The following is a 17,208-nucleotide window of genomic DNA, read 5'->3' as shown; positions in this document are numbered from 1 at the left end:
GCGTTGTGATGGGGCATGAATAATAAAGGTGAATGAGAATCTACTTAATTGGATTTCTTCCGGTAAGATAAAGTCAGATTAGCGTCCTGTTTGGAGGCAACGCCAGTATAAATTATGACAGATAAAAAGAAGCCGTCCGGGCCTCATGAAGTCGATGTGCAGCACCTGCTTGATCTCCTGAATCATAATTCCGACTGGATATGGGAAGTTGACGCCGCAGGCCGCTATACCTGGTTGTCAGAAGTGGTGACCGACATGCTGGGATTCACGCCTGAAGAGGTGGTGGGCACCACGCCTTTTGATTACATGCCACCGGGCGAGGCGGAGCGCGTCGCGGGCGCGTTTCTGGCGATTGTTGAGCAGCAGATCCCGTTTTCCGGGCTGGTGAACCGCAACCAGCGCGCCGACGGGCAGATCGTGGTGCTGGAAACCAGCGGCATTCCGCTATTCGATGAGCAGGGCAACCTGCGCGGCTATCGCGGAATGGACAGGAACATCTCCACCCTCGGCGAGCGCGTCCTGCAATTAGAAACCATCTATGACACCACCCCTGTCGCGCTGTGCATGATCGACCGCATGGGGCGGCTGGTGATGGCCAACAAAGCGATGATCCACCTTTTGGGCAACGTTGAGGGCAACATCAACGATCAGCTTTTTTCGACGCTGATGCCCGTCTGTTGGGCGGCGTTCCGCCGGGATTTTGCGCTGGCAGATGGCGGGGGCGAGATCTCAAGCCGCGAAATTATCTGGGCCGGCAATATTTATTACATCCATCCGGTCCCGGTTCACGATGCCGCAGGCAATGTGGTCGGACTGTCGGTGACCTGGATTGACGTCACCGAGCGCCGCCAGGCGGAGCTGGAGCTGGCCAACGCGAACGAGGTTTTACAGCATCATGCCCAGCATGACTATCTGACCGGGCTGTATAACCGCCGCTATATGGATGAGTGCCTGACCAGGGCGATCGTTCGTGCCTACCAGCAGCGTTACTCCCTGTCGGTGTGCCTGGCGGATATCGATTATTTCAAAGATTTCAATGATTCAAAGGGACATCAGGCGGGCGATGAGTGCCTGCGTGAGGTGGCCTGTGCGTTATCTTCTGTTCGTCGTCGCCCGGAAGACAGCGTCAGTCGCTACGGTGGCGAAGAATTTCTGGTGATCCTGCCGCGCACCGATCGTCATGCGGCGCAGGCGATTGCGGAACGGCTTCGCGAGAGTGTGGACGCGCTAAAAATTCCCAACGCTGCCAGCCCAACCGGTTATTTAACCATGAGCATCGGGGTGGCCACCCTTGAAGGCAATGAGCGACTGCCGGAGGATAAACCGCTGCCGATCATCGCCAGCGGGCTGATCCGCCAGGCCGATAACGCGCTCTATTCAGCAAAAAATAACGGGCGTAATCGGGTAGTGGCGTCGTTAGAGCCGGAGGAGAATTAATTTTCCCGCCGTCAAAAAGGCTTTTTTGCAGAATGTCCTGATAAAGTATAAGGGAAATTTACGGATTAACCGAATGGTTGAAATAAATTAATACCCTTTTATCTGTCACAAGAGTTCATTACAGTGTCTCTTTGTTAGTAACGAATGTGGCATTTTGCACGCTCTCAGGAACAGCCGGATTTCCTGTTCCTGAGAGAGTTTTTTGTAGCAAGTCGCGTGGTTTCCGACGATCTGACCGATTCCCGCCTTAAGATTTAACTTATTCATACATATTGCCCTGTCAGCCCCGGGTGGTGCTGTATTAATTTTCTCTGCTTAACACCAAAAACTTACATTCAGGCCCTCTTAATTGTGGCGGTAAATTGATAAATTAACGCTAAATGCATAAATATGCTGTTTTGGGTATCCGATGGTTACGAATCAGGCTGGCAGAGGGCGTTAAGCGCTGTAAGCAGGGTAGAATGGCTGCGTTACCTGTCGTATAGGATCTGGATAATATGATTTCAACCCTGATTTACCGGAGTCGCCTTGGCCGCAGTTTTGAACCGTCGAAACTGGAAGAGCTGGTGTGCGTATCTCAGAGCCGTAATGCAGCGCTGAAAATCTCCGGTATTTTGCTCTTTGATGGAACCCATTTTCTTCAGGTCCTGGAAGGCCCGCTTGAGAGCGTGAATCGCCTGTACGACAAAATCAATCAGGATCCGCGCCATGATTCGGTAGTGGAGTTAATGCGCGATTACGCGCCAAAGCGTCATTTTGAAAATCTGGGAATGACGCTGTTTGATTTACGCAGCGACAGCCCGCGCACCGTGCTGCGCTCGGTGATTGTCGCCGGCGCGCTGAAATTTAATCTCGCCAGCGATGGCCGGGTTTATAAGTTTATTAAATCTTTTATTCGCGGACGCTGGCGCGATCAGAATCTGCCCCAGTCAGAACCCGCGAGCTGGTGCTTTGTGCCCGATCGCTCGCTGGTGCGTGCATCGCCCGGCCCGCTGTTTGTCGATCAGCCGTGCCAGTTTGCGATCCAGCCGATCGTGGAGCCGTTACGCGGGCAGATCAGTTCATTTGAAGCGCTGATCCGCAGTCCCGGTGGCGGATCGCCTCAGGACTATTTTGCTTCGATCCCGGCGGAGAGAATTCACGAGGCGGATCTGCTCTCAAAGGAGTGGGCTTTTGCGCTGGCGAAAAAAATCGGCATTGGCAGCCACAAGCTGTCGATTAACCTGCTGCCGATGTCGCTGGTGAATATTCCGGGCGCGGTGGACATTCTGCTGGATCAGATCACCCGCAACGGGCTGGTGCCGGAGCAGGTAATTGTCGAGGTGACGGAAGATGAGGTGATTTCCGGCTACGACGAATTCACCACCGCGATCATGCAACTCCGCTCGGCGGGTATTGGCCTTGCCATTGATGACTTTGGTGCCGGGTTTGCCGGGCTGTCGCTGCTGACGAAGTTCCAGCCGGGCGAACTGAAGATCGACCGCAGCATTATTACCGACATTCATCTGCATGGCCCTAAACAGGCGATTTTAAATGCCATCGTCAAATGCTGCGCCGGGCTTGAGATCAGCGTGGTGGCGGAAGGAGTGGAGAAGGTCGAGGAGTGGTGCTGGCTGGAAGCCGCCGGGATCAAACACTTCCAGGGATATCTTTTTGCCCGCCCCGCATTGAACGGCGTGCCCGCGATTAGCTGGCCGGTGAAGGTGCGGCGGTAGGGGGTTTTTTGTCGTCACTTTCACCCTCACCCCAACCCTCTCCCTGAGGGAGAGGGAGAAGTTGAGCACCCTCACACCGGCCCTCTCCCTGAGGGAGAGGGGGAAGTTGAGCACCCTCACCCCGACCCTCTCCCTTAGGGAGAGGGGGAAGGGCAAGTCCGCGCTCGATCTGTTCCCTCTCCCTCAGGGAGAGGGTTAGGGTGAGGGTGGTTTAATCTGAAGGCAACGTCAAAGGCACCACCTTCCCATGTAGCGCCGGATTGTCGCTCTCGTCCTTCAACCTCACCCCCGTCAACCTGCGCAGAAACGCCTGCTCCAGCAGCCAGGCGAGTTTAAACGCCGCGGCCTCATGGCCCAGTCCTTCCGGGCGGATATTCGAAATACAATTGCGCTCAGACTCCAGTCGGGCGCGGCCGGGCTTCCAGGTGAGGTACACCCCTAAGCTATCGGGCGACGACAGACCAGGGCGCTCGCCGATCAGGATCGCCACCGCCTTGCTGTTCAGCGTCTCGCCGATGTCATCCCCCAGCGCCACCCGCGACTGGTGCGCCAGTACCACCGGGGCGAGCGTAAGCCCAAGCGTCTTCAGATACGGCAGCAGCGCTTTCACCAGCGCCACCGACTGACGGTGCACCGCGTGGGATGACAGGCCGTCGCCGATCACCAGCAGCAGATCGTGCGGGGCGACGCGGCAGGCGCGCAGTGCTTCGCGGCTGTCGTTACTCAGTTTGCGCCCCAGATCCGGGCGATTGAGATAGATATGGCGATCAGAGGCCGCGCTCTGCACGGTCAGGGTTTTCAGCCCCAGCGCGTGGAGTTCGGTTTCAAGCGCCGCGCTGTCAAACGGCTGGTGCACGGCGTCGCGGGCCTGGGCGTGAGCGAGGCCGAAGTTCAGCACTTCGCGGGTGGGCAGGCTCGCGCCGCTGCGTCCAATCGCGATGCGCGCGTCGGTAAATTCACGTAACAGCGACCAGGCGTCCGGGTTTTTCATGCGCGTACTCCCTGCGGCATCACGCTTAACAGCGGGTGATTGGCCCCGGTTAAGCGCAACTGGCCGAAATTATCGATAATCTGCATCCGGGTCAGCCACTCGCCAAACTCCGGCGCATGTTTCAGACCAAGCAGGCGGCGGGCGTAGAGCGCGTCGTGAAACGAGGTGCTCTGGTAATTGAGCATGATGTCATCCGCACCCGGCACGCCGATGAGAAACGTCAGCCCGGCGTTGCACAGCAGGGTCAGCAGGGTGTCCATGTCATCCTGATCCGCTTCGGCGTGGTTGGTGTAACAGACGTCACAGCCAATCGGCAGCCCCATCAGCTTGCCGCAGAAATGATCTTCCAGCCCCGCGCGGATGATTTGTTTGCCGTCGTAGAGATATTCCGGGCCAATAAATCCCACCACCGTGTTCACCAGCAGCGGCTTAAAGTGGCGGGCGACCGCATAGGCGCGCGCTTCGCAGGTTTGCTGATCGACGCCGTGATGCGCATTAGCGGACAGGCAACTCCCCTGACCGGTTTCAAAATACATCACGTTATCGCCGAGAGTGCCGCGCCCGAGGCTTAACGCCGCGTCCTGCGCTTCATGCAGCAGCGCAAGGTTAATACCAAAGCCGCTGTTCGCTGCCTCGGTGCCCGCCACTGACTGAAACACCAGATCCACCGGCGAGCCGCGTTCAATCAACTGAAGCGTATTGGTGACATGTGTGAGCACGCAGGACTGCGTGGGGATCTCAAACCGGCTGATGATGTCGTCCATCATGTGATTCAGCCGGTCGAGCACCGGCAGGCTGTCGCTCGCCGGATTAATGCCCACCACCGCGTCACCCGCGCCGTACAGCAGGCCGTCGAGCATACTGGCGGCGATGCCTTTTAAATCATCGGTTGGGTGATTAGGTTGCAGGCGCACGCTGAGATGCCCCGGCAGGCCGATGGTGTTGCGAAAGCGGGTGATCACCCGGCATTTGCTGGCGGCGAGGATCAGATCCTGGTTGCGCATGATTTTGCTCACCGCCGCCGCCATTTCCGGGGTGATGGCGGGCGCAACCTGGCTTAAGGCCAGCGTGTCGGTGGCGTCGTCGAGCAGCCAGTCGCGGAAATCGCCCACCGTCAGATGGCTGACGGGCGCAAACGCGGCGCGGTCATGGGTGTCGATAATCAGCCGGGTGATTTCATCGTCTTCATACGGGATTAACGGGTTATCGAGAATGGCGCGCAGTGGCACCTCCGCCAGCGCCATTTTTGCCGCCATGCGCTCTTCCGCACTGGCCGCGCTAATCCCGGCGAGCTCGTCCCCGGAGCGGGCCGGGGACGCTTTTGCCAGCAGATCTTTCAGGCTGGCGAACCGGTACGTGCGGTGCGCCAGAGTCATTGTAAACATAGTGACGCCTTCTCAGGAGATCGCGCGCAGTTGCGGATCCAGGGCAGCGCGCTCGCGGGCCGGAGCCGTTTTACGAAACCACAGATAGCCGCCGAGCATCATGGCGGCAAAAATCAGCGCCAGCAGCGGGTTATACCAGACCATCGCCACCAGGCAGAGCACCGCCATACCCAGCGCAAACGCCGGTGCGTACGGGAACAGCGGCGCTCTGAACGGGCGGATCAGATTCGGTTCGCTGCGGCGCAGTTTGAACAGCGCGGCCATGGAGGTGATATACATAACAATAGCGCCAAATACCGACATCGTCACAATGCAGGCGGTGAGCGGCATCCCGCTGATGGTGATCAATGAATCGGAGAAGATCGCCGCGATCCCCACCACGCCGCCGGCGAGGATCGCCAGATGCGGGGTGCGGGTTTTACGGTTGAGCGTCGCCAGGCTTGCCGGAAGATAGCCCGCCCGCGCGAGAGAGTAGATCTGCCGAGAATAGCCCATGATGATGCCGTGGAACGAGGCCACCAGCCCGAACAGCCCCAGCCAGACCAGCATATGCAGCCAGCCGCTGCTGCTGCCCACCACCACTTTCATCGCCTGCGGCAGCGGATCGTTGATGTTCGACAGCGTGCGCCAGTCGCCGACGCCGCCCGCAAACATCATCACGCCCACCGCCAGTACAGTGAGGGTCAGAATGCCGCCGCCGAGCGCGCGCGGAATGGTGCGCTGCGGATCTTTGGCTTCTTCTGCCGCCATTGATGCGCCTTCAATCGCGAGAAAAAACCAGATCGCAAAGGGGATCGCTGCAAACATGCCCGGCAGCGCCAGGCTGCTGAAGCTCTCCGCGCCCGCCCAGCCGTGGGCGGTGAAGTTGTCCCACGAGAAGCCCGGTGCGACGACGCCCATAAACACCAGCAGCTCGAAAATCGCCAGCAGGGTGACGATCAGCTCAAAGGTCGCGGCAATGCCGACGCCGAGAATGTTGAGAGTCATAAAGATAACGTAGGCTCCGCAAGCCACCCATTTGGGATCGAGCGCCGGAAACTGAACGTTAAGGTACGCGCCAATCGCCATCGCAATCGCCGGTGGCGCGAAGACAAATTCAATTAAGGTGGCAAACCCGGCGATAAATCCCCCGGTCGGCCCGAACGCGCGGTAGGCGTAGGCAAACGGCCCTCCGGCGTGGGGGATCGCGGTAGTCAGTTCGGTAAAGCTGAAGATAAATGCGCAGTACATGGCCGCGATCGCCAGCGCCACAATCAGGAACCCTAAGGTACCCGCCTGCGACCAGCCATAGCTCCAGCCAAAATACTCCCCGGAAATCACCAGCCCGACGGCAATGCCCCAAAGACGGAAGCTGCCGAGCGTTCTTTTTAGTGTGGTTTGTGTACTCATGTTGTGCCTCGCCAAATAAACCCAGTCAGGGAAGGGGTTTGCAAAGGCGATGCCAGAAGTGAAAGTGCCAGCTTTTCAGGGCGATAGATTGAGGGCACTGAAATAGTGCACCGAAATGTGCGGGGAAGTGGTGCAAATGCTCCGGCGTGGTGAAGAGATAAAGTAATGCAAATGAATGAGTTGCGCGGCGTAGGTGCGACGAGCGGGGGAAGGAAAACGCAGGGTAGCCGGGCCAGGGTTATACTGAACTAAGGAGGCGATAATGGCCTGGCGACCGTTTTTGATCGTGATTTTGAATACGCACCCGCGGCTGAGTCCACGGCGCGGGCGACTGCGGCTGGTGGGGCGGTGAGGTCACCCTCATTGTCACCTTCACCCTCACTCCGGCCCTCTCCCTGAGGGAGAGGGAGGAAACCAGACCCTCACCCCGACCCTCTCCCTGAGGGAGAGGGAGGAAACCAGACCCTCACCCCGACCCTCTCCCTGAGGGAGAGGGGGAAGGGCGGGCCGGAGCGCATACGTGGGGAGAGGGAGAAGGGCGAGTCTGTGCACAATCTGTTCCCTCTCCCTGAGGGAGAGGGTTAGGGTGAGGGTCACACCAGCGTCTTACGCCACCTCCGCCAGCTCAAACATCCCGTACGGGTGGATCTGTAAATAATACTGCTCCCCCACGTCCGGTTGCAGGCGTGTGGCGTTGACCTGCAGCAAAATCTCCTGCCCGTGCCACTCCACAATCACCTCATACTGCGGTCCCATATACGCCACGTGGCGGATCACGCAGCGCTGGCTCTCCTCGCCGTGCTCGCCCAGCGTAATCGCCTCCGGGCGCACGCCGACCTGACCGGCACCCTCATGAGCAAAGTGCGCGGCGCGGGGCAGACGGTAACCGTAGATATCGACAAACTCCTGCGAGAAGGTCGCCGGGAACAGGTTGGCGTCGCCCATAAAGCTCGCCATAAAGCGTGAGGCGGGCTGGCGATAGAGATCCTGCGGCGAACCCATCTGCATGATGTGGCCCTTGTTCATCACCAGCACGGTATCGGAAACCGCAAAGGCCTCGCTCTGATCGTGCGTCACGTACAGCGACGTAATATTGAACTGCTTTTGCAGTTCGCGAATTTTGTCGCGCATACTGCGGCGCAGGTTGGCGTCGAGGTTACTCAGCGGCTCATCGAACAACAGCACTTTCGGTTTTAAGATCAATGCGCGCGCCAGCGCCACGCGCTGCTGCTGACCGCCGGAGATCTGATCCACATAGCGGTCTTCAAAGCCGTCCAGATCGACCATCGACAGCGCTTCTTTCACCCGCGTTTTGATTTCGCTGCGCGACACGCCGAGCATTTTCAGGCCGTAACCCACGTTCTCGCCCAGCGACATGTGCGGGAACAGGGCATAGGACTGGAACACCATGCAGATATCACGCTGCTGAATCGAACTGTCGGTCACGTCCTCGCCGTCGATAAAAATCTGCCCGGAAGATGGCTTTTCCAGCCCGGCGACCAGTCGCAGCACGGTGGTTTTACCGCAGCCGGACGGCCCAAGCAGCGTCACCATCTGCCCCTGTGGGATCGCCAGGTTAATGTTGTCGATAACCATGTTATTGCCGAAGCGTTTGGTTACGTTGCGCAGCTCAACGAAATGTTTCTGAGTCATATATTTACGCCTGGTTTTTGGCTTTTGAACGGGAGATACGCGCCTCACCGATCAGCCAGTCAAAGAGGAAGATGATCGCCAGCATCACCACAATCAGAATCGAGCCGTAGGCAATCGCCACGCCGTACTCGCCGTCTTCTACCCGGTTTAAGATGTAGGCCGTGGCCACGCGGGTATCCGGCGTGACGAGGAACACAATCGCGCTCACCGTGGTAATGGCGCGCACAAAGCTGTAGATCAGCGCCGAGAGGATCGCCGGGCGCAGCAGCGGCAACAGAACGTTGGTGATGGTGCGCAGGCTTCCGGCGCGCAGGCTGAGCGAGGCTTCATCCAGCGATTTGTCGATCTGGCCGAGTCCCGCGATCCCGGCGCGGATACCGACCGGCACGTTACGCATCACCATGGAGATAATCACAATCGCTGCCGTGCCCGTCAGGTACACCGGGGCGCTGTTAAAGGCGAGGATATAAGAGACGCCCGCCACGGTGCCCGGTACGGCAAAGCACAGCATGGTGGTGAACTCGATCGTCTTTTTGCCTTTAAACTGCTGGCGCACCACGATCCAGGCGATCAACAGGCCGAAGATCGCGGTGATCGGCGCGGCAATGCCCGCGTACAGCAGAGTGTCGAGCAGGGAAGGCCACGCGCCATCGCTCATGCCCTGGCCGAACAGCTTGATAAAGTTATCCAGCGTCAGGGTGTAATCCACGCCCCAGTTAACCGTAAAGCTGCCGTAGAAAATGCTGCCGTAGAGCAGGGCGTTAAACGCCACCCACACCGCCAGCAGCGCCATCACGCCCCACACCAGCGTCACCGGCAGCGGCTGCACGTCGCCACGGTACGATTTGCCGGACACGGTCACGTAAGAGCGTTTGCCGATCCACATGTACTGAATACAGAACACCAGCAGCGAGAAGAGCAGCAGGAACGCGCCGAGGGTGCTGGCGGCCTGGTAATCCAGCTGGGAACCGGTGATGTAGAAGTAAATTTGCGTTGCCAGCACGTCGAAGTTGCCGCCAAGTACCAGCGGGTTACTGAAGTCGGCGAGCGACTGGACGATCACAATCAAAAAGGCGTTCGCCAGCGCGGGCTTAAGCAGCGGCACAAACACGCCGTTAAAGGTCTGCCAGCGGCTGGCGCGCAGGGTATAGGAGGCTTCTTCCAGCGACGGATGAATGGTTTTGATCGCCCCGTCGAGGATCATAAATGCCATCGGTGTGAAGGCCAGTACCTGGGCCAGCCAGATGCCGGTGAAACCGTACAGCCAGTTGGTGTTGGTCAGGCCAAACCACTCGACCATAAATTCGGTGACGTAGCCGGAGCGTCCCATCATCAGCGTCACGCCCAGACCCACCACAAACGGCGGGGTGACGATCGGTAAAATAGAGAAGATGCGGCCAATAATGGCGCTGCGTTTGGCGATGCGCGTGGTGTAGATCGCCAGCACCAGCCCGAAGAAGGTACAGCCGATGCCGACGGCAATCGACAGCACAATCGAGTTGATAATGACCTGTACGATGTGCGCCTGTGACAGCACGGTCATAAACGCCAGCGGAGCAAATTCGCCGCTGTCGGTGGTGAACATCGGAATGAAAATCGCGATGCTCGGCCAGACGATGAACACGCCGATCAGCGCGATAATCGCAATCAGCGAGCCAATCACAAAGCGGTCGCCGCCGAGCCATTCCAGACGGGAGAGCGCCAGCGTCATGATGGCCCCGAGCGCCACAAACAACATGATGGTGGCGTAGCCGAGCCCGCGCCCGGTCAGGGTGGCGCTAATGACGATAAACGCCATACAGGCCAGCGCCCAGCCCGCGTCAAAATAGTGGCGGCGGCGCGCATCGCGCGATTCTGCGTGGAACGGGCGCAGCAGCAGTAAACTGGGAAGCACATACCACAGCAGACTAATGTTCAGATGCGACCAGCCGTAGGCGTCGAGGATCTCATCCGCGGTGGATTCCATCAGGCCGTAATCCAGGCTCCAGCTCGGCAGCAGCGCGAACGCCAGCCAGCCGAGCAGCAGCCAAAGGAAGACCGCATCCCGCTTTTTGGCAGGATGGAGAGCAAGTGTGTGTGACATAGGTGTTCCAGTGTTGTTGGCCGGGCAGGGCGCAAGCGCCGCTACCCGGCAAATGATCGCGGGTGTGGGATTATTTGCCCATCTTCACGTCGCTGACCCATTTGTTGATCAGCGCTTTACGCACATCGGTGGAGCCGTATTTGTCCATGTCATAGCTGATGAGTTTCAGGTCATCGAGCTTGAGCGAGTTCGGCGAGGTTTCCGCCGTGGTGTTGGTCAGGATCTGGTAGGATTTGCCCTGTTTCCACGCCAGTTCCTGCGCTTCTTTTGACAGTACCCAGTCGACAAACAGCTTCGCGTTATCCACGTTGCGTGCGCCTTTCAGAATGCTCACGCCGCCGATTTCATACCCGGTGCCTTCGCACGGAGAGATCAGCTCCAGCGGTGCGCCTTGCTCTTTTTCCAGCGAGTAATCGTGCAGGAAGCCGATGCCAATTGCCGTTTCACCACGCGCGGCGTTACGTGCAGGCGCGATGCCGGATTTGGTGTACTGCGAGACGTTGGCGTTAAGCTGTTTTAAGTAGTCGAATGCCTGATCTTCGCCCCACAACTGCACAAACGTGGCGAGTGCGGTGTAGGCGGTGCCGGAGCTTTGCGGATCGGCAATCTGGATCTCGCCTTTGTATTCCGGTTTGGTCAGATCTTTCCAGCACTTCGGTACCGGCAGATTTTTCTCTTTCAGCTTCTCGGTGTTGACGCCGAAGCCCAGAATGCCCACGTACACCGCAGACGACAGGTTGCCTTTCACTTTGGCCGGATCGCGGAATTTCTCCATGATCTGCTCAAGGTGTGCCGATTTGTATGGCTGCAACAGGCCCATTTCGCCTGCCTGAGATTGCGGATCGAGGGTGCCGCCGTACCAGACATCGGCCTGCGGGTTTTTCTTCTCGGCATCCACTTTCGCCAGCGTGCTGCCGGAGCCGTTGCGGATAAACGAGGTTTTGACGTCGTATTTATCGCCGAAGGCTTTGGTTTCCACTTCGCACATTTCGTTGGTGGCGCTGCAATAAACCACCAGACGGCCTTTCGCCTGCGCCGCGCCGCTTAACGAGGCGAGGGCAATACCGGTAGCAACCAGGGTAGAGAGCAGGGTCGTTTTCATTGTTTTATCCTTTGAGTGTAAGAAGCCGTAATGCCCGCCATCAGCAGCGGCATCAGCAGTAAACCCATCAGTACAGCGGCAATGGAGAGCAGGGTGAACATCCCCGACCAGCCATAGTGTTCAATCACCTGCGACAGCGGCCAGCCTGCCAGCGCCGCGCCTAAATAGGCGAACAGCCCCAGAAAACCGGTGATGGAACCCGCCGCCGCCTTGTGACCGCATTCCACCGCTGCAAGACCAATCAACATCTGCGGGCCGAAGACAAAAAAGCCCACCGTGAAAAAACAGAACGCCAGCAGGCCATAGTGATGCACCGGGGCCAGCCACAGGGCGGCGACGGCGACCATCAGACCGAGCGTAAACAGCAAAATCATCGGCGCACGCTGGCCGCTGAACAGCAGATCCGAGCCCCATCCGGCAAACAGCGCGCCGAGTAAACCGCCCACTTCAAACAGCATCACCGTGGCGTTAGCGCTGAGCAGGTTGACGCCATGATTCTCCGAAAGCCAGATGTTGCCCCAGTCGTTCAGCGCAATGCGGATCAGGTAAACCAGCACATACGACACCCCGAGCAGCCAGATCATCGGGTTTTGCAACATGGTGGTGCGTAACATCTGCCATAAGCCCATCGGCGGGCTGTGCTGCTCCTGACGTAATTCCAGCGGGTCCTGCCGCCACTCCCCGACGCTGGGTAACCCCTCTTCCTGCGGTGTGCCCCGCAGTTGCATGGTTAACCACACGCCGAGCGCCATGCTGATGATCCCCGGTGTCAGCATCGCTGCCTGCCAGCCCCACCAGTGGGCGGCGAAGGCACAGATCAGCGGGATAATCGCCCCGCCAATATTGATAGAGGTGTTCCAGCAGCCCCACCAGAACCCGCGCTCGTTGCGCGAGTACCAGTGCGTCAGCAGCCGCGCACACGGCGGCCAGCCCCAGCCCTGGAAAAAACCGTTTAGCGTCCAGATAAACAGCAGTAACGGCTGCGAATCGCCGAAGGCAAACAGCACGTTCAGCACGCCGGTGGCGAACAGTCCTGCGCCCATAAAGACCCGGCTGCCGTGGCTGTCGTGCCAGAGTCCGGCGGCAAACTTCGACAGGCCGTAGCTCAGATAAAACAGCGATCCCAGCAGGCCAATGTCGCTTTTGCTCAAGCCGAGATCGAGTTGCAGCGCGGGCAGCACGTAGTTGACGCTTTTGCGCGTCAGGTAAAACGCCGCGTAGCCCACCACCATCGACAGCAGTAACTGCGGGCGTAGCGTGCGGTAGCGCTGGTCGATGTGGGCTTGGGACATAACGGCCTCCGGTTGAGATGACTATATGAAAGCAAACGGAAAAGGGGATGAGAGAAAGTCCGGAGTGACTAAGACTTTTTCCTGGTTATCGCGGCGTTTGTGGCAAAAGTGTGGGCAGGTTAACAATTACGCGCGTGCCGTGGGACGATTCCAGCACCAGTTCGCCGCCGAGCGCGTGTACCCGCTCGCGCATTCCCTGGATGCCGAAGCCGGGCATTTTACTGGTCGGGATGCCGACGCCGTTATCTTCGACCGTCAGCCAGATCTGCCCGTCGCGCTGGCTTAAAACGATGCGCACATCGCTTGCCTGCGCGTGCTTGCAGACGTTGTTGAGCAACTCCTGCAACAGGCGATAGAGGGTGAACACCAGGGTTTCGTTTTGCGGCGGCGGATCTAACTGGTAATCAAACCGGCAGAGGATGCCGCGCTCGGTAAAGGCGAATTCGTTCACCAGATGGTGAAGGGCTTCACGAAACGACATTTCGTCGAGCACCGGCGGGCGAAGCTGGCGCAGCAACTGGCGGGTGGAACTGTGGATACGGCGGGCCAGCTCGTTGATCTGGCTGGCGGCATCCAGCGCCTGGGCGGTGCCCCCGGTGCGCTTGACCAGTTGCGACTGGATCTGGATGGCGGTTATGTTCTGGCCGATCTCGTCGTGCAGTTCGCGGGCGAGGTTTTTGCGCGTGTCTTCTTCGGTGTGGATCAGTTTTTCGGTCAGTTCGCGGCGCGCTTTTAATTCCACTTCCAGGCGCTGGCGGTAGTGATCGAGATTTTGCGCCAGATGCTGCTGGCGGCTGATGGCGATGCCGAGGCCAATGCCGAGCAGCGCCTGGGTGGCGAGGAAAATTTCCAGTTCGATCAGATCGCCAAAACCGATCCCCACCTGGCGGGCGATGGTGATCATCATGCTGCCGAGAAGCCCCGACAGCACGCCGCCCTGCCAGCCAAATTTCCACGCCATGATCACGTTGGGTAAAAACACTACGATCAGCAGCAGGCGTTCGATTTCCGGCGTCAGCACCATTTGCGTGCCGATACCAATAATGAAAAACAGGCTGCACCAGATGATGAGCGAGGTGCGCAGCGGCGGGTTGCTGGTGTCCAGCCCGAGCAGGTGATAGCGATGCTGCTGACGTAAAAATTCAAAAATCAGATATACGAACGGCGTAAGCAGCACCCCGCCGGTAAAAGCGGCGAGGCCAATAAGCGTGGCTTTGCTCGCCAGAAACGGCGACAGGGCAGCGGTTTGCAGCAGGGCGCAGGCGGTGACGGCGGTAAGCAGCAGGCTCAGGCGCTGCCAGTAGAGCGGGAAACGGTGCCAGTAACGCTGGGTGACGAGCGCCGGGATCAGGGTGATTAATGGCGCGGCCAGCATGGTGTAGCCGCTCAATAACTGTTCGTTGTGCAGCCAGATGATGATCATCAGTTGAGGCAGCACCAGCGCGGGCCAGAAGCGGCGCGCGAGCAGAATCAGCAGCGCCAGCCCGACGCCGTGCGGCAAGAACAGGGCCGCCTGTTGACCGTTGTGGGTGAGATAAAATCCCAGCGTCCAGAGCATCAGCCAGCCCGGTCCCCAGGCCAGCACGATAAACAGAGACAGAACCGTGTGACGTACCGACGGCGACATCAGTGGCCCGTCAGAAGCTGGTTGTCGAGGGCGAAATGCACCAGTTCAATGGTGCTGCTGCACTGCAATTTACCGAGCACGTTGGCGCGATGGACATGCACGGTTTTGTGGCTCAGATCGAGCCTGAAGGCGATTTCTTTGACGCTGTCGCCTTTGACCAGCAGTTCAAACACTTCGCGCTCGCGCGGAGTCAGCACATCCAGCACTTTGCCCGGCTGCTCGCCGCCACGCAGCGCCCGTAGGGCATCGGCACACAGATAATGCCCGCCCATGCCAACGGATCGCACCGCCTGAACCAGCTCTTCCGGCCCGCAGCGTTTGGTGAGATAGCCGCACGCCCCGGCGTCGAGCGCGCTTTGCACAAAGGCCGGGGTGTCATAGATGCTAAGAATGATGGCGCGGAACCCGGCGCGCTGCTGGCGCAGGCGTTTGAGCAGGCTCAGCCCGTTTTCATCCGGCATGGCGACGTCCAGCACGGCGACATCAACGTCATCCGCCAGTAATGCCGGCCACGCCTGGGCCGCGGTGCTGAACTGCCCGGTGACCTGGAGATCCTCTTCGAGGCTCAAAAGCTGGGCAAACCCTGACCGGACAACCACGTGGTCATCCACCAACATCACTCGAATCATCGCGCATCACTCCAGAGGGGGAATGGCATTATGATGCCGGGTTAGGCGGGGCTGGCAATATTCACGTGGGTGATGTGTAACGGATGTAACAAAAATGCAATAAAAGAGCGTCACCCTCACCCCGGCCCTCTCCCTGAGGGAGAGGGAGGTTTTAGTCCCCTCTCCCTCAGGGAGAGGGTTAGGGTGAGGGTAAAAACCCCCTCAACCATGCACCCCGATATACCGCTCATACCGGTTCGCCTTCAGATGCGCCAGATCCACCAGCACCAGTCCGTCCACGCAGTGGTTAAAATCCGGGTCGCTGCCGAAGTCGATAAACTGCACGCCGCCCGGTTCGCAAAGCTCAGAATACTGCTTATACAGCGGCGGGATGCCGCAGCCGAGGTTGCCGAGCAGCGATTTCAGGCGCGTCAGATCCTCGGTGTAATCCTCGCCGCTAAACTGCGCCAGTACGTCCGGCAACGTCGCGGGATACGGGCGGCGCGAGGCGGCGAGCGGGTGGGAAGGCGGGAACCAGAGGCGGTAAAAGGCCACCAGCAGATCGCGGGCGGCCGGGGGCAGGCCACCGGAAATCGACACCGGGCCAAACAGGTAACGGTACTGCGGGTAGCGCGCCAGATATGCGCCAATTCCCGACCATAAATAGTCCAGCCCCCGGCGTCCCCAGTAGCGCGGCTGGATAAAACTGCGCCCAAGTTCAATACCCTGTTGCAGGATATCCGCCATTTTGTCGTCGTAGTGAAACAGGCTGTAGCTGTAGAGCGCTTCTTTATTCTGCGCGTGGGTCGGGGTAAACCGGTATGCGCCCACCATTTCAAGATCGCCCTCGTCCCAGAGGATCAGATGCAGGTAGTCATCGTCATAGCGGTCGGTATCGCGGCGTTTACCGCTGCCTTCACCGACGGCACGAAAGGCGATCTCACGCAGCCGGCCCAGTTCGCGCAGGATCGGCGCGTCCTCTTCGCCGTTGCGCTGCCACAGGTAAATGGTTTTGCCGTCTGCCGTCTGCCCCAGGCACTCCGCTTTACTCAGCGCGCGCTTTAGCGTCAGCCGATCTTCCGGACGGGCAATCGCACACTCGGTTTTAAATACGCCCGGCTGGTTTTTCCCCAGGCGGATAGTGTGCTGGCGGCATTTTCCGGCGGTGTCCCGCGGTGTGAGGTGCGGGCTGAACCAGCTATCGAAAGGAATGCGCTGACCGATGTGAATCGGCAGCGTGCTGCCCTGGCGACGAAACATCTGCTGCATTAAAAGCAGCATCGGCAGGGTGGAAGAAAGGAGGGTGCTGGCATAAAACAGCGGGCTGTTGTGGGCGCGGATATGCACCGGCAGCAGCGGAGCGCGAAACTTCGCGGCCATTTTGACGAAGCCGGAATGCCATTCGCCGTCGCGAACGCCTTTGCGCGTCAGGCGTGAAACTTCACCCGCCGGAAAGAAAATCAGCACGCCGCCCGCCTGCAACTGCGCTTCCATTAGCTGCAGCGACGCTTTGCGGGTGCGCCCACCCAGATTGTCCACCGGAATAAACAGCGAACTGAGCGGAGCCAGATGGCTCAACATGCGGTTAGTGACCACTTTCACATCGCGGCGCACGCGGGAGACCGCATACAGCAGCGCAAGGCCGTCCAGCGTACCGGTGGGGTGATTGGCGATAATGACCAGCGGGCCATGTTCGGGGATTTGTTCAAGATCGTGTGCGGGAATGGTGCAGCGGATCTGCAAATGTTCGAGAACCTGCTCGACCATTTCCAGCCCTTTGAGATGGCGGTGCAGGGCTGCGAATTGCTGAAACTCTTCTTCGTAAAATAAACGCCTGAGCAGGTTCTTTTGCCAGGGTGCCGGTCTGGCCTGCGGCCAAAGGTCGTCGAGTACGTTATCGAGACTAAACATGATGGCTCCTCCTCC

Annotated in this window: 12 protein-coding genes; 2 read left to right on the top strand and 10 right to left on the bottom strand. The window is 58.9% G+C overall.

Going from position 1 to position 17,208, the window contains the following annotated elements; all coding sequences use genetic code 11:
- Window positions 1-114 precede the first annotated feature (114 nt).
- Both BM373_RS08765 and BM373_RS08760 read left to right on the top strand, forming a co-directional pair.
- Window positions 115-1,437, top strand: coding sequence for a sensor domain-containing diguanylate cyclase (locus tag BM373_RS08765; protein WP_090461027.1), 1,323 nt, complete (start codon window positions 115-117; stop codon window positions 1,435-1,437).
- A 497-nt stretch (window positions 1,438-1,934) separates the two neighbouring features.
- The gene (locus BM373_RS08760) at window positions 1,935-3,152 is read left to right on the top strand and encodes a diguanylate phosphodiesterase (protein WP_090461026.1); all 1,218 of its coding nucleotides are present in this window, start codon (window positions 1,935-1,937) and stop codon (window positions 3,150-3,152) included.
- Window positions 3,153-3,363: 211 nt separating this feature from the next.
- Here BM373_RS08760 and eutC read toward each other — a convergent pair whose 3' ends face one another.
- The 10 genes from eutC to BM373_RS08710 form a co-directional block, all read right to left on the bottom strand.
- Window positions 3,364-4,143, bottom strand: coding sequence for an ethanolamine ammonia-lyase subunit EutC (eutC, locus tag BM373_RS08755; protein WP_090461025.1), 780 nt, complete (start codon window positions 4,141-4,143; stop codon window positions 3,364-3,366).
- Window positions 4,140-5,528 carry an ethanolamine ammonia-lyase subunit EutB gene (locus tag BM373_RS08750; RefSeq protein WP_090461024.1) on the bottom strand — a complete coding sequence of 463 codons (1,389 nt, stop codon included), beginning with the start codon at window positions 5,526-5,528 and terminating at the stop codon, window positions 4,140-4,142. The genes eutC and BM373_RS08750 overlap by 4 nt, the downstream gene beginning before the upstream one ends.
- Window positions 5,529-5,540: 12 nt before the next feature.
- On the bottom strand, window positions 5,541-6,917 hold the full coding sequence (gene eat / locus BM373_RS08745; protein ID WP_090461023.1) for an ethanolamine permease: 1,377 nt from the start codon (window positions 6,915-6,917) through the stop codon (window positions 5,541-5,543).
- 606 nt (window positions 6,918-7,523) lie between these two features.
- Window positions 7,524-8,570: a ferric ABC transporter ATP-binding protein gene (gene fbpC / locus BM373_RS08740; RefSeq protein WP_090461022.1), complete on the bottom strand. Its 1,047-nt coding sequence runs from the start codon at window positions 8,568-8,570 to the stop codon at window positions 7,524-7,526.
- Window positions 8,571-8,574: 4 nt separating this feature from the next.
- Complete coding sequence (locus BM373_RS08735; RefSeq protein ID WP_090461021.1) at window positions 8,575-10,653, bottom strand: ABC transporter permease; 2,079 nt, start codon at window positions 10,651-10,653, stop codon at window positions 8,575-8,577.
- Window positions 10,654-10,723: 70 nt separating this feature from the next.
- Complete coding sequence (locus BM373_RS08730; protein WP_090461020.1) at window positions 10,724-11,755, bottom strand: ABC transporter substrate-binding protein; 1,032 nt, start codon at window positions 11,753-11,755, stop codon at window positions 10,724-10,726.
- Window positions 11,752-13,047 (bottom strand): MFS transporter family glucose-6-phosphate receptor UhpC, encoded by a 1,296-nt coding sequence (gene uhpC / locus BM373_RS08725; RefSeq protein WP_090461019.1) that lies wholly within the window; start codon window positions 13,045-13,047, stop codon window positions 11,752-11,754. Before uhpC ends, BM373_RS08730 begins: the two co-directional genes overlap by 4 nt.
- Before the next feature lie 85 nt (window positions 13,048-13,132).
- Complete coding sequence (locus tag BM373_RS08720) at window positions 13,133-14,674, bottom strand: MASE1 domain-containing sensor histidine kinase (RefSeq protein ID WP_090461018.1); 1,542 nt, start codon at window positions 14,672-14,674, stop codon at window positions 13,133-13,135.
- Window positions 14,674-15,303 (bottom strand): response regulator transcription factor, encoded by a 630-nt coding sequence (locus tag BM373_RS08715; protein ID WP_090461017.1) that lies wholly within the window; start codon window positions 15,301-15,303, stop codon window positions 14,674-14,676. Before BM373_RS08715 ends, BM373_RS08720 begins: the two co-directional genes overlap by 1 nt.
- A 201-nt stretch (window positions 15,304-15,504) precedes the next feature.
- Entirely contained in the window at window positions 15,505-17,193 is a 1,689-nt protein-coding gene (locus BM373_RS08710; RefSeq protein ID WP_090461016.1) for a bifunctional ornithine lipid synthase OlsF, read from the bottom strand.
- Between the last annotated feature and the right edge of the window lie 15 nt (window positions 17,194-17,208).

Source organism: Enterobacter sp. kpr-6 (assembly GCF_900116015.1).
In the GTDB taxonomy this organism is placed as follows: Bacteria; Pseudomonadota; Gammaproteobacteria; order Enterobacterales; family Enterobacteriaceae; genus Enterobacter_D.
Note: the sequence above shows the minus strand (reverse complement) of the source record. Positions and strands in the feature narration are given on the sequence as shown.

Excerpts from the sequence above, each read along its gene's own strand:
- BM373_RS08715 (WP_090461017.1), bottom strand. The coding sequence starts at position 15,303 with ATGATTCGAGTGATGTTGGTGGATGACCACGTGGTTGTCCGGTCAGGG.
- uhpC (WP_090461019.1), bottom strand. The coding sequence starts at position 13,047 with ATGTCCCAAGCCCACATCGACCAGCGCTACCGCACGCTACGCCCGCAG.
- BM373_RS08730 (WP_090461020.1), bottom strand. The coding sequence starts at position 11,755 with ATGAAAACGACCCTGCTCTCTACCCTGGTTGCTACCGGTATTGCCCTC.
- BM373_RS08765 (WP_090461027.1), top strand. The coding sequence starts at position 115 with ATGACAGATAAAAAGAAGCCGTCCGGGCCTCATGAAGTCGATGTGCAG.
- BM373_RS08720 (WP_090461018.1), bottom strand. The coding sequence starts at position 14,674 with ATGTCGCCGTCGGTACGTCACACGGTTCTGTCTCTGTTTATCGTGCTG.
- eutC (WP_090461025.1), bottom strand. The coding sequence starts at position 4,143 with ATGAAAAACCCGGACGCCTGGTCGCTGTTACGTGAATTTACCGACGCG.
- BM373_RS08735 (WP_090461021.1), bottom strand. The coding sequence starts at position 10,653 with ATGTCACACACACTTGCTCTCCATCCTGCCAAAAAGCGGGATGCGGTC.
- fbpC (WP_090461022.1), bottom strand. The coding sequence starts at position 8,570 with ATGACTCAGAAACATTTCGTTGAGCTGCGCAACGTAACCAAACGCTTC.
- eat (WP_090461023.1), bottom strand. The coding sequence starts at position 6,917 with ATGAGTACACAAACCACACTAAAAAGAACGCTCGGCAGCTTCCGTCTT.
- BM373_RS08750 (WP_090461024.1), bottom strand. The coding sequence starts at position 5,528 with ATGTTTACAATGACTCTGGCGCACCGCACGTACCGGTTCGCCAGCCTG.
- BM373_RS08760 (WP_090461026.1), top strand. The coding sequence starts at position 1,935 with ATGATTTCAACCCTGATTTACCGGAGTCGCCTTGGCCGCAGTTTTGAA.
- BM373_RS08710 (WP_090461016.1), bottom strand. The coding sequence starts at position 17,193 with ATGTTTAGTCTCGATAACGTACTCGACGACCTTTGGCCGCAGGCCAGA.